Below are 12,249 nucleotides of genomic sequence, written 5' to 3' on the forward strand. Positions count from 1 at the left end.
TTGGGCATTTACGACACGATGCACCACATCCGGCCTGATGTGGCGACGGTCTGTGTCGGCATGGCCGGCAGTATGGCGACACCGATTCTGGCTGGCGGGGCTAAAGGCAAGCGCTACAGCCTGCCCCACTCGACCATTCACATGCACCCGGCTGGCGGCGGCGCCCGCGGCTACGCGCCCGACGTTGAGATCATGGCGCGCGAGCTGCTCCGTCTGCAACAGGTGGTGCGTGAACTGCTGGCCAAAGACACTGGCCAGCCGATCGAGCGGATTGCCAAGGATTTTGACCGTGACCTGTTCATGACGCCAGAACAGGCCAAAGAGTACGGCATTATTGATGAAATCCTCACCCGCGAGGATAAGAAGTAGCGACACCCGGGCGGGCGTGACCGCTGGCGCCCGCCCGTCTGGAGAATTCCCCATGACTCGTACCCGCAATCCCGGTCGTGATCCGTATGCCTGCTCGTTCTGCGGGCGCGGACAAGACGAAGTGCAACGCTTGATCGCCGGCCCCGGCAATGTCTTCATCTGCGATGAGTGTGTGGCGCTGTGCAGCGCCATTATCGCCGAAGAGAGCGATCAGAAGACACCGGCGTCGCGGCGCACGCCACCACCTAGCCCCGCGCGCTTGCCGACGCCACGCAAGCTCCGCGAAAAGCTCGATCAGTATGTGATCGGGCAGGATCGGGCGAAAGTCGCTTTGTCGGTGGCGGTGTACAACCACTATAAGCGCGTGCGCGCCGGCGCCCGAATCGATGATGTCGAGATTAGCAAAAGTAATATTTTGCTGATTGGGCCGACTGGTAGCGGCAAGACGTTGCTAGCGCAGACGATGGCGCGTATTCTCGATGTGCCGTTCGCCATTGCCGATGCTACCGCGTTGACCGAGGCTGGGTATGTGGGTGAAGATGTCGAGAATATTCTCTTGCGCTTGATCCAAGCTGCCGATGGCGATGTTGAACGCGCCCAGACCGGGATTATTTATATCGATGAGATTGACAAGATCGCACGAAAGTCGGATAACCCCTCGATTACGCGCGATGTGTCGGGTGAAGGCGTGCAGCAGGCACTGCTTAAGATCCTTGAAGGTGGCGTCGCACATGTGCCGCCACTACCCGGTCGTAAGCATCCGCAACAAGAGTATATTCCGTTTGACACCACGAACGTTCTGTTCATCTGTGGCGGTGCCTTTGAGGGAATTACCAACATCATCGCCAAACGGCTGCGTGGCAAGCAGGCGATCGGCTTTGGCAGCAATCCGGTGAAGACGATCGATGAAGAGGGCGCGTTGCTAGCCCAAATTACTCCTGATGATTTGATGCGTTTCGGTTTCATCCCTGAGTTTGTCGGGCGGTTACCGGTGATCGTCGCACTCGATCCGCTGAGCCGCGAGGCTATGCTTCGTATCTTGACCGAGCCGCGCAACGCGATTATCAAACAGTATCAGAAACTGTTCGCGCTTGACCATTGCGAGCTGGAGTTTACGCCCGACAGCCTTGAAGCGATTGTTGATCGCGCTATGAATGCTCGTACCGGCGCCCGCGCCTTGCGCAGTATTGTCGAAGAGGTCTTACTTGAAGTGATGTTCGAGATCCCGTCGCAAGAGCATATTGGGCGCTGCATTGTCAATGCTGAGGTTATTCAGGGGCGTGGCCGACCGATTCTAGTGCCGCGGGCCGATTACCGCCGCCGGCTAGACGAAGCCGTCTAAGGTAGAGCCGCACGGCGTGCGGCCCGACGTTAACGAACGAAGAATCCGTATGCCATTATTTCATCGCACATCACAACGCGCAGCCGATCAACCGCCGCCCAAACGCCGGATCTTGGTGGCTGATGACGATCCCTCGATTGGCCGCCTGATCCAGACTGCCCTCCCGGCGCAACAGTATGAAACAGTAGTGGTGGCGAATGGCATGGATGCCTTGAACGCCTTCGAGAAAGACCAGTTCGATCTGGTCTTTCTCGATGTGATGATGCCCTTTGTTGACGGTTTCGATGCTTGCGAGCGCATTCGCGCCAAGAGCGATGTGCCGATCGTGATCATCACTGCCCGGGATGGCACCGATGACATTGTGCAAGGGTTCCGGCGCGGCGCCGATGAGTATATTACCAAACCGTTCAAAGTAGCCGAGTTTGTGGCTCGCGTGGAAGCGATTTTGCGCCGGGTAGACATGCAAAAGGCGCGCACTGCGCCAACATTCGTGCAAGTGGGAGATCTCGCTATTGATGCCATCGCGCACAAAGTGTCGGTGCGCGGCGCTGAGATTAAACTGACGCCGATAGAGTTTGAGCTGCTCTATTTCCTCGCTGCCAACGCCGGGCAGGTCTTCACCCGCGAGGTGTTGTTCCGCGAGGTGTGGGGCTATGAATATGTCGGTGAGACCAATCTGGTCGATGTTTGCGTGCGCCGTTTGCGCGAAAAAGTTGAGGTGGAGCCCTCTAAACCGAAGGTCATTCTGACGGTGCGCGGCGTCGGGTACAAGCTCGAGCGATCATAGACCGGAGTGCGGGTTTTATTCAAAGACGCCGAAGCGCAAAGAGGTTGGTGGGCAGGCATAGTGCTGTTTTAGTCCGCAACACTCTTCGCAGCTTCGCGTTTTTGCGTCATATGTCTATAAAGGCAGGAACTGAATATGCCCTTCTCACACGTGTTTGTTTCGCGCCATCCGCTGGTGCAACACAAACTGGCGCTCCTGCGCAGCAAGTGGACTGAGCCGAAGAAGTTTCGTGAATTGGTGCGCGAGATTGCCCAGTTGTTGTTTTATGAGGCAACGCAAGATTTGGCGCTAGCGCCGCTGACTGTCGAGACGCCGCTGGCTAATTGCGAGGGTTATGAAGTGGCCGAGCGAATCGGCATCATCCCCATTCTGCGCGCTGGTCTAGGTATGGCTGAGGCGATTGTTGACATTCTGCCGACAGTGCATGTCTGGCACCTCGGTCTCTACCGCGACCACGAAACCTTGCAGCCGGTGACATATTACAACAAGCTGCCCAGCAAGCCGGATATTGACCTCACGATTATCGTTGACCCGATGCTGGCGACCGGCGGTTCGGCGGTGGCAGCGGTGGATATTCTCAAACGGTGGGGTGCGCAACGGATTAAGTTTCTTGGTTTGATCGCGGCGCCTGAAGGGGTGCGCGCGTTGTCTGAGTCACATCCCGATGTTGCTATCCATCTGGCAGCGATTGATAGTCATCTCAACGAGCGTGGCTATATTGTGCCCGGCCTTGGTGATGCTGGCGACCGCCAATTCGGAACGGGGTAGCGACCTTCACCCCCTTGCTCCCTCGCCTATGCCTTTGGAGAGGGGGAGCGTATATATCCTCGTATGACGCAAATCGCGTGCATCATGCGAATGGGTGAGGCGGGGCGTGCCCGCTTGTTAGTGCGAAGGGGTGGGGCGAACCTGCCCAGCGGGACGCCCTACCCTTGAAGCAATCCCCCCTGTAGCGGAACAGATGCCTACACCGGTTCCTTCCGCTCCCGCGAAGAATTGCTTCGCCGGATGGGTGGTTGTCAGTGCAGGGGGGCACAGTCCCGTCAACCGCCTGCGTCATTTCCGGGTAGTAATAGTTGTCAGTGCGAAGGGGCGCAGCTCCCGCAGCCATCTTCCCGCTTCAGTGGATACGGATGCCTAACCAGCCTTCTCCCGCCCTCGCACAAGATTGCGTCGCGGCCTTGCGGCGGCTCGCAATGACCGGTGGGGGGAGGGCGCAATGACAGGCGGAAATGGCACAATAACGCTGCTAATGGCTCATTTCGTTGCGATGTTGCGTTTAGGCGGCTTTCCTCATATCATAAGCGGGAGTTTTGCGTTTTGAGGGACAGTGACTATTGCATGCTTGTCACATTGGCCTTGCTCGGCGCGCCGCTAATCGCCTTCGCCGTCACGGCGCTGCTCACCCCACCGCTGATCAGGTTGGCACGCCGCGAGGGATGGGTGGCCAAACCCGGCCCGCGCCATGTCCATCGCGAACCAACGCCGGTTGTGGGTGGGTTGGCAATCATCGCCGGTTTGGTGACCGCCCTTATAGCTAGTCTCGTATTCGAGCAGCTCGATCCGACATTATCCCGTTCGTCGTTTGAACATCTGCGCATTGGGTTACTGCTGATTGGCCTTTCAATTATCGCCTTTGTTAGTTTGCTGGATGACCTGTACGATTTACCGGCGTTACCGCGCCTCGCCGTTCATATTGGCGCTGCCTTGATCGCCGTCGGTCCGTATCTGTGGGATCACACCCTCTACCCCGACGCGCTCGGCCAGCCGACTGAGGCGCGCGGGATTATCCTGACTGCGTTCAATTTTCCCTTTGTGAACCAGATTCATCTGCACAACCTTAGCCCATGGCTAGCGATCGCTGCTACCGTGTTCTGGATTGTGGGTATGCAGAATATGGTGAATTGGATCGATGGCCTCGATGGGTTAGCGGCGGGAGTAACGTTGATTGCCGGGTTGGTGTTGGCTCTGCACACCCTGACGCTCGACCCGCCGCAACTGACGGTCGCGCTGCTGCCGCTGGCGCTGAGTGGCGCGTGTGCGGCGTTCCTGCTCTACAATACCCATCCGGCCCGCATCTTTATGGGTGATGTGGGGGCAATGGCGATCGGCTACACGCTAGGCATCTGCGCCCTGATCGGCGGGGCTAAGCTGGCAACGGTCTTGCTGGTGCTTGGGGTGCCGATCGTGGATATGGCGTGGCTGATTCTGACCCGCACATTGGGCGGGCGCTCGGCGGCACAAGCCGGACGCGACCATCTGCACCATCGCCTGCTTGATCTCGGTTTGAGCCAGCGACAGGTGGTGGCATGTTACTACGGCTTAAGCATCGCTTTTGGCGCAATTGGGCTGCTCGATTTCTTTACCCCGTTGATGAAATTGGTGGCGCTGATTGTGCTTGGCAGCGCGGTATTGCTCGTGCTCCTAAGATTGCAACCAAAGCTGGGAGTCGCGTGATACGATCAGCCTTTACGCCCCTCTCCCACACGTGGGAGGGGGGCGCGTGATTGTACACAGCACTCGGCTGGCTGAGCGTCCCTCTCCCACACGCGGGAGGGGGGCGCCCTTCGGTTCAGGGGTCACTATGGTCGGTAGATGCGCACGTTCGTCTCGCGGTAGAGCGACGCATCCGACAACGGATCTGCAAGTTCGTCGCCGAATATCGGTACCCCGCCGCGCACGTTGATCCATACGCGCTGGTTGGCTTGGTCGTGCCACATACTGTTGTCGGTGGCCAACATGGCGGCAAACGAATTCACCGGCATCAAATCGCGACGTTCGGGCGCTCCCGCCTCTGCGTTCTGATATAGCTCGCGGGTCGTCAGATAGGCAACCACTCCGCTCCCACTACTAAAAGGCACGCCAAGAATGATCTGATCGGACGTCGTATGCATATTCGAGAGTAACAACCGTAGCTCGTGGGTTGGTGGTGGTAAGCTGGTTGAGCCATCACGGAACTCAACCAAGTAGCGACCACCCGAAACAGTAGCGAAATGGCGCATCCATTGCATGATAGCGAACGTATTGCGCATGCCGCTAAAGCCCTCTTCGACCACCCACTGGCCGATTGGTTGATTGTCGGCATCAAGGCGGGTGATGGTCAGTGGCATCAACGATTTATATAGATCACTATTATCAATTCTGAAACCAGCTACCCCATAGTACGGCCCGCGGCAACTGCGGCCATTTTGCCCAACTGGTTCAACGGCTCCACACTCTTGACCAGCGGTGAGGAAGGGTATATCGTAGACCCAATAGTTGCCGGCCGGCCCCCAATACCCGTGCGGATCCCAGAGCGCGCCGGCAAGCGTTGCATTGCCGGTTGGCGTATGGATGTTGGGCGAGATCACCCGTCGGCCCGGATGGGCGTTGATCAATCGGTTATTCGGATTGCGCACTAATCCGCGATCGACCGGACGAGTGTAATAATCGTTCGTCGCAAATGCGCCGCTGGCGCGATCAGGGCGGGGATGTAGCGGAAAATTCACAATCACGTTGTCGAAGATATCGAACGTGCTGTGATAGCTGGCGATCGCAGCATTTGGTTGGTTGGTAAACAACGACACAGGCACGTTGTGGTTGTTCAGACTTTCACCGACAATGAGCGAATCGTAGATTTTGCCATTGTCACCAGCGCCGGCGAAGAACATCCCCGCGTTGTCTGCCGCGACAAAACGCACATAATCCGGCAACGAGACCCGATTCCACAATCCGTTGTCATTGTTTTTGTAGGTGGTGATGTCGCTAAGAGTGAAGCGAACGCCGTTTGATACGCGGTACGGCTCGCCATCATTGGTTGGCGTATACTTACGTTCAGCGGTATTTCCTTCATCATCGACCGGTGCAAAATCGATGTTGATCCCCGGCTTGCTATTGGAATGGGCAACATTATGACTAAAGATGCCAAGCGGGATAACATTCGGACGCATTGGAACCCGCTTGCTTGGGCCGAGCGATCGTTCCGGGAAGGCGAGCCAAAAGCCGTTGCCCGCAGTATCGGCGGCGACATTGCCGCGTACCACGTTATCAGGGTTGGTCAGCCAAAACCCTGACGGCCCGCGTCGGAAGCTGCTGCGATCGCTTGGCAAGAGTGGCTGTGGTGGCTGACGCACGCGCAGCACCAGATTGCCTTCGATCACATTCCGGCGCTCGACAGCATCTTCAAGGAAAATGGCATGGCCAGCAATATCGTAGCAAACATTGTTGCGAATGGTTGTACCATTCGTACTGTGAATAGTAATGCAGCGGTTGGCCGAGTTCCAAATGCTTGAATTGGCGACCAGCTGTGCTGGTGAGTCACCAATAAAGCGACCATCTTCAGTATACGAAATCATGTGAAAGTGGATTGGATAGCGGCCTAAGCGACCACCCTGCCCGACTCGTCGTAACTCAACTCCATCAAGCCGCAACACCGCATGATCCATCACCATGATATGGGCACCAAAGCGTTGATCGCGCCAGAGCGTGTCGTCAGCGCCTTGAATCACAATCCGACGTGAAAGCAGGCCGACTTCGGCTCGTTCGTCAAGCACCAGCGGTGTCACTGCGGTAGTAGGAGTCTCGGTCAGACTCGTTGGACTGACATACTGCAACCGTCCCCACCGTGCTCTGGTCAGCGGCATCGCCAGCGTCACGTGTGAGCCACTCACGGCCTGTACCGTCAGACGTTCGGTTTCGGCGACGCCGTAATAATCGGTCGGTGCAATCACAATCTGATCACCCGACTGCCAATCCACTGTGTCCCGCAGCGTCAGATTGGTAGCGCCGGCAGCAGCATGATCGTTCAGCGTTGTCCAAACCCGGTTCGGTATGAGGCCATACGCCTCAAACGTGCCACCCATCAACAAAATCCCGCGTGTACCCATACCCATCACATCTTCATTCGGGTCGGATGCGTTGAGGGTGATAGTTGCACGATGCGTGAACGGTTCGCTCGGACTACCGATGCGGAGCCGGCCATTGCCGTGCAGCATAATCCAGCCCACGGTGAGGTCGAGATCGCGCCGGTCAAAGATTAACTCGCCTTCGATCAGTAAACTCTGCAACGGAGGCGGGCTGGTATCGAGCAGCACTACCTTTCCGGCGGGGATCGTGACCGCCGCTCCGGCTTGGGGCAGACTGGCACCCCACGTTCCCGGCTGTGACCAACGCTCGACCGTGCGACCGACTACCAACGGCACGAAAATGGTGTTGCCGGATTGTACTGTCACCACACCGCGTATCGTGGGATCGATATCGCACACGAATAACGACTGACCGGGCATGGTGAAGGTCTGGGTCACGGTTTCACCGGGCTGAATGAGTGGCGTTGCCCAACTGTTATCAATAGCGCGCAAACGATGCGGACTTGTGCTGGTATTGTGCCAACGAACTGTTTGACCGGCCACAACTTGGAGATCGTAGTTCTGATCAGTAGAAAGAGTAATCTCAGGCGATACAGGTGCAGCCAGCAATGAGATGAGCGGTGCGATGAGGAAGAGCGTGATCAAACTGCATAGACCAACACTCACGCCGACGCGCAAGAAACGGAAATGCATCACAGGCAACGCAGATCTTTCTAGAATGCTGGGTGGGTTAAAGACGTAGCACGACGAACACGTAGCACTGCACTGTGCTGAGAACTTCTGTTGTGCAACTAACCGTGTTGCTCATTTTGAAAGCTCTTCTCTATGTAGTAAAAGTACCTAGAAATTAGAGCTGACAGCAATGGTACTTTGCTCATGTACTCTATGATGACCGGTAGGATATGTATAGCTCGTGGCGCAATCGAGGGATGGAATGAACGCGAATATCAGCCCATAGTCTCTTGCTAGCTAGGCCAACGCAGGGATATACAGGATGTGTCTGAACAATGCTCACTCGGAGACACAAGATGCGCTGAGGTGTGCTTATCGTATCGTTGGCGCGTAGCGAATGGTCAGTACGGATCCTCGCCTATCGCCCATTCACCGCTCTTTTCAGACACCTGTATGTGGAGATGCAACCACACGTTGTTACCTAGCGTCTTCATCATAGCGAACGCGGCCTGATGTCTTTGGGGCAGGGTTGAAAAAGAGTTCTAGCGACAGGCACCGCCTATGCGACGCTTTCTTGTGCTCGTCATCGCGCTCTGCCTGATCGGTGTGGATCACGCAGTCTTAGCTGGCTCACTGCCAACGCGTGCGACGATGCCGCAGGCGCGCACGGCGCCGCCAACTCGCCCCGGCCCGACGATTGAAGCGTATGTACGCCCTGCATTTGCGGCGCGAATGAGGCGTTTGCGCAGCACGATACTAGCGGCGGCGGCGCGGCATAATCATCCGCAGTTGTCGGGGATGAGCGACCGCGAGTTTGCCGTAGTGATGGCAACGATCCTCTACAACGAGAACTTTGGGTGGGCAGAGGAGCTGGCTCCGCCGTTGCGGATGGTGACGCCGTGGTACCAAGCTGCCCAACAGCAAGCCAATTTGAGCGGCATGGGGGCCAATTTTAGCGTCTGGCCGGCCAATCTGCGGCCCTCGGTGGCGGCCGAGATACTGGCTGGTGAGGTGCCGCTTGCTGACGGGAGCATGTTACGTGTGCCGCTACGGGTGGAAGGCAGTCAAATCGATCTGACGCAGTATTCCGATCGACGGGCCTTGTTTGCCGCGATCACTGCTGAGATCAGCACTGATGAGTTAGCGATCAACTACCTTGCTGCTAACCTCGAACGCGGTATCTTGCGTGCTGCTGTTGAAGGTCAGCCGATTTCGTGGCGCACGTTGGCCGCGTGGCACAATCAGGGCATCGTTGATCCGGTGGTGATCCGGGCCAACCCGACCGCCCGCGACTATGTGCGGCGTGCGTCGGCCTACGTGCCGCTGGCCCGCGCCTTGTTTGCAACGACGGGGCGGGCTGAGATGCAGGCAGTGTGAATTGTTAAAGACGCGCAGGGGTTAACGCACAGGCGCAAAAGGCGCGAAGAGCGCGAAGGGTTTTGGATGGAGATGTGTGAATGCTGGGGGGCGCTAAGATGATAGTAAATTGTAGACCTATCACAAGGTGTTCTCTATCCTCCCTTACATCCTTATCCATAAAAACCTTTGCGATCTTCGCCCCCTTTTCGTTTTTTGCCGTCCTTGCGCCATTACGTTAACCGCCGCAACACCCATTTCGCCGCTTCCAACACCGGTACGACCGTCAGCGCTACCAGCACCACGATCAGCCAATCATTGAGTGAGAGCGGAAAGGTGCCGAACGGTTCGTGCAGGAAGGGCACGTAGACCACCCCCGCCAGCAGGAGCAGTTCCCAGAGGATGGCGAGGTTGAGCCAACGGTTGGCAAAGGGGCGGTGAAAGACTGATAGGTGATCAGAGCGGAAGTTGTAGGCTTTGAAGAATTGGATGAGCACCAACGAGACGAAGGTCATGGTCATCGCCTCAACCATGCCACGCCCGCTCTGCACGGCCCACCCGAAGAGCGATAGATTGACCAGCGCCGACCAGAAGCCGCCAATCATCATAAGCCCGACCACTGGGCGGGTGAAGATGCCGCGGCGCGGATCGCGCGGCGGTTGGCGCATGAGGTCGTCGTCGGGCGGATCGACGGCCAGCGCCAGCGCCGGCAGTCCGTCGGTGGCGAGGTTGACGTAGAGGATTTGCACTGCGGTGAGCGGCAGCGGTAAGCCGGCTAGCGTCGCGCCAGCCATCAGCGTGATCTCGCCGATGTTCGATGAGAGTAAGTACATCAGGTATTTTTTGATGTTGCCGAAAATGCGCCGTCCCTCTTCGACCGCCGCTACGATCGAGGCGAAATTATCGTCGGTAATGGTCATCGCCGCCGCCTCTTTGGTGACATCGGTGCTGGTGATGCCCATCGCAATGCCAATGTCGGCCTTCTTGAGCGCCGGTGCATCATTGACGCCATCGCCGGTCATAGCAACAACGTAGCCTTTGCGTTGCAGCGCCGCTACTACGCGCAGCTTGTGCGCTGGAGCGACGCGGGCATAGACATCCACTGTCTCGACGATGCGGGCAAAGGCGTCGTCACTGAGCGCATCGAGTTCGTTGCCGGTCATGACTCGCCCGTGGCTGAGCAAACCCAATTCGCGGGCAATAGCGGTCGCGGTCAACGGGTGATCGCCGGTGATCATCACGACCCGGATGCCGGCCTGCTGGCAAGTGGCGATGGCGGTCTTCGCTTCGGGGCGGGGCGGATCGATCATACCAACTAGACCGAGCAGGGTCAGATCATGTTCGGCATCGTCTAGGGTGGCCGGAGCTTTGGTGGCGATGGCCAGCACGCGCAAGGCAGCGCCGGCCATATCTTGGGCCGCGTTTAGCACTCTTGCCCGATCAGCATCGGTGAGCGGGGCAAGGCCGGTTGGCGATAGCCAGTGGCTGCACGCCGGCACCATCACCTCCGGTGCTCCCTTCGCATACGCTACCGTGACGCCATCTTCATCATGGAGCGTGATCATCCGTTTGGTCTCGGACGAGAATGGGATTTCGGCCACCCGCGGCGCTTGGGTGATCAATTCATCAACCACTAAGCCAGCCTTTACCGCCGCCACTACCAAAGCCGCTTCGGTCGGATCACCCTGCGCCTGCCAGCGTTCGTTGCGAAAGACGACGCGGGCGTCGGAAGCGAGCACCGCGCCGCGCAAGAGCTGGCGGACGGCTTCATCAGGCGGGGTAGGCCGATCCGCCAGCCGGAATTCACCTTCTGGCGCATATCCCGATCCCGTCATCTCCCACCACTGGCCGGCTACAAACAACCGGCGCGCCGTCATCTCGTCTTTGGTCAAGGTGCCGGTCTTGTCGGTGCAGATCACCGATGTGCTGCCGAGCGTCTCGACGGCGGGCAAGCGCCGCATCAGCGCATTGCGCTTGACCATGCGCTGCACGCCAATCGCCAGCGAGATAGTGACGACGGCAGGCAACGCTTCGGGTACCACTGCCACTGCCAGCGCAATCCCAAAGATGATCATCTCGACCAGCGGCTGGCCGCGCCAGAGACCGAGCACGGTAATCGCGGCGACGATTACCAGCGCCGCCCGCGCCAGCGTATGCCCCACCCGGTCGAGATTCGCTTGCAACGGCGTGCGGCCGGTCTCGATGGTTTGCAACATGGTCGCAATCGTGCCGAACTCGGTCTGCATGCCGGTCGCGACCACAATCCCGCGCCCACGGCCATAACTTACCGATGTGCCGGCATAGACCATATTCCGCCGTTCGGCGACCGGTGCCGTAGCCGGCACGAGCAGATCAACCGTCTTCTCGACCGGCAGCGACTCGCCGGTCAGCGCGGCCTCTTCGATCTGGAGATTCACCGCCTCGATCAGGCGCAGGTCGGCGGGTACCCGATCACCGGCGCGCACCAGCACCACATCGCCGGGAACGAGATCGCGCGCCGGGATCGCTTGCTCAACGCCATCGCGCAATACCGTTGCATTGGGCGCAGCCAAGCGGCGCAGCGCCTCAATCGCCCGCTCGGCGCGGTATTCTTGGATAAAACCGAGCAGCACGGCGAAGAGCACAATCACGATGATCGCAATCGATTCAATGCCGTGACCGAGCAGCAACGAGAGGCCAGTGGCAATAAGCAGAATGATAATCAGTACATTTTGAAACTGAGCGAGCAAGATAGCCCACGGCGACACTCGTGCCGCCGCTTGCAGCTCGTTAGGCCCGTAGTAGGCCAAGCGACGAGTGGCTTCGGTGCTGGTCAAGCCACGGGGCGAACTGTTCAATTCAGCGTACACATCGGCGAGATCACGAGCGTGCCACGATGA

Annotated in this window: 8 protein-coding genes; 6 read left to right on the forward strand and 2 right to left on the reverse strand. The window is 58.2% G+C overall.

Features of this window, described 5'->3' with window-relative positions; translation table 11 throughout:
- The 5 genes from Q1A59_RS17560 to Q1A59_RS17580 all read left to right on the forward strand — a co-directional run.
- Positions 1-369 (forward strand): ClpP family protease (locus Q1A59_RS17560; protein WP_299645310.1); only part of this gene is annotated, 369 nt, incomplete at its 5' end.
- A gap of 52 nt (positions 370-421) precedes the next feature.
- Positions 422-1,711, forward strand: coding sequence for an ATP-dependent Clp protease ATP-binding subunit ClpX (gene clpX / locus Q1A59_RS17565; protein WP_298401617.1), 1,290 nt, complete (start codon positions 422-424; stop codon positions 1,709-1,711).
- Positions 1,712-1,760: 49 nt separating this feature from the next.
- Entirely contained in the window at positions 1,761-2,498 is a 738-nt protein-coding gene (locus Q1A59_RS17570; RefSeq protein ID WP_299645311.1) for a response regulator transcription factor, read from the forward strand.
- 135 nt (positions 2,499-2,633) lie between these two features.
- On the forward strand, positions 2,634-3,266 hold the full coding sequence (gene upp, locus Q1A59_RS17575; RefSeq protein WP_298401623.1) for a uracil phosphoribosyltransferase: 633 nt from the start codon (positions 2,634-2,636) through the stop codon (positions 3,264-3,266).
- Positions 3,267-3,839: 573 nt separating this feature from the next.
- A complete protein-coding gene (locus Q1A59_RS17580; RefSeq protein ID WP_299645312.1) occupies positions 3,840-4,955 on the forward strand; it encodes a glycosyltransferase family 4 protein in 1,116 nt (371 codons plus the stop codon).
- 125 nt (positions 4,956-5,080) lie between these two features.
- On the opposite strand, the gene Q1A59_RS17585 is transcribed toward Q1A59_RS17580, so the two are convergent.
- Positions 5,081-8,035 (reverse strand): G8 domain-containing protein, encoded by a 2,955-nt coding sequence (locus Q1A59_RS17585; protein ID WP_299645314.1) that lies wholly within the window; start codon positions 8,033-8,035, stop codon positions 5,081-5,083.
- 540 nt (positions 8,036-8,575) lie between these two features.
- Between Q1A59_RS17585 and Q1A59_RS17590 the strand changes: the two genes are divergently transcribed.
- Positions 8,576-9,391 (forward strand): hypothetical protein, encoded by an 816-nt coding sequence (locus Q1A59_RS17590; RefSeq protein ID WP_298401628.1) that lies wholly within the window; start codon positions 8,576-8,578, stop codon positions 9,389-9,391.
- Between the two features lie 212 nt (positions 9,392-9,603).
- Here Q1A59_RS17590 and Q1A59_RS17595 read toward each other — a convergent pair.
- The coding region (locus tag Q1A59_RS17595; RefSeq protein ID WP_299645313.1) for a cation-translocating P-type ATPase at positions 9,604-12,249 on the reverse strand (2,646 nt) is incomplete at its 5' end.

This window comes from uncultured Chloroflexus sp., assembly GCF_937951745.1.
Taxonomy (GTDB): Bacteria; Chloroflexota; Chloroflexia; order Chloroflexales; family Chloroflexaceae; genus Chloroflexus.

What these genes read in the sequence shown, in the direction of transcription:
- Q1A59_RS17580 (WP_299645312.1), top strand. Translation starts at nt 3,840, where the DNA reads ATGCTTGTCACATTGGCCTTGCTCGGCGCGCCGCTAATCGCCTTCGCC.
- upp (WP_298401623.1), top strand. Translation starts at nt 2,634, where the DNA reads ATGCCCTTCTCACACGTGTTTGTTTCGCGCCATCCGCTGGTGCAACAC.
- Q1A59_RS17590 (WP_298401628.1), top strand. Translation starts at nt 8,576, where the DNA reads ATGCGACGCTTTCTTGTGCTCGTCATCGCGCTCTGCCTGATCGGTGTG.
- Q1A59_RS17570 (WP_299645311.1), top strand. Translation starts at nt 1,761, where the DNA reads ATGCCATTATTTCATCGCACATCACAACGCGCAGCCGATCAACCGCCG.
- Q1A59_RS17585 (WP_299645314.1), bottom strand. Translation starts at nt 8,035, where the DNA reads ATGCATTTCCGTTTCTTGCGCGTCGGCGTGAGTGTTGGTCTATGCAGT.
- clpX (WP_298401617.1), top strand. Translation starts at nt 422, where the DNA reads ATGACTCGTACCCGCAATCCCGGTCGTGATCCGTATGCCTGCTCGTTC.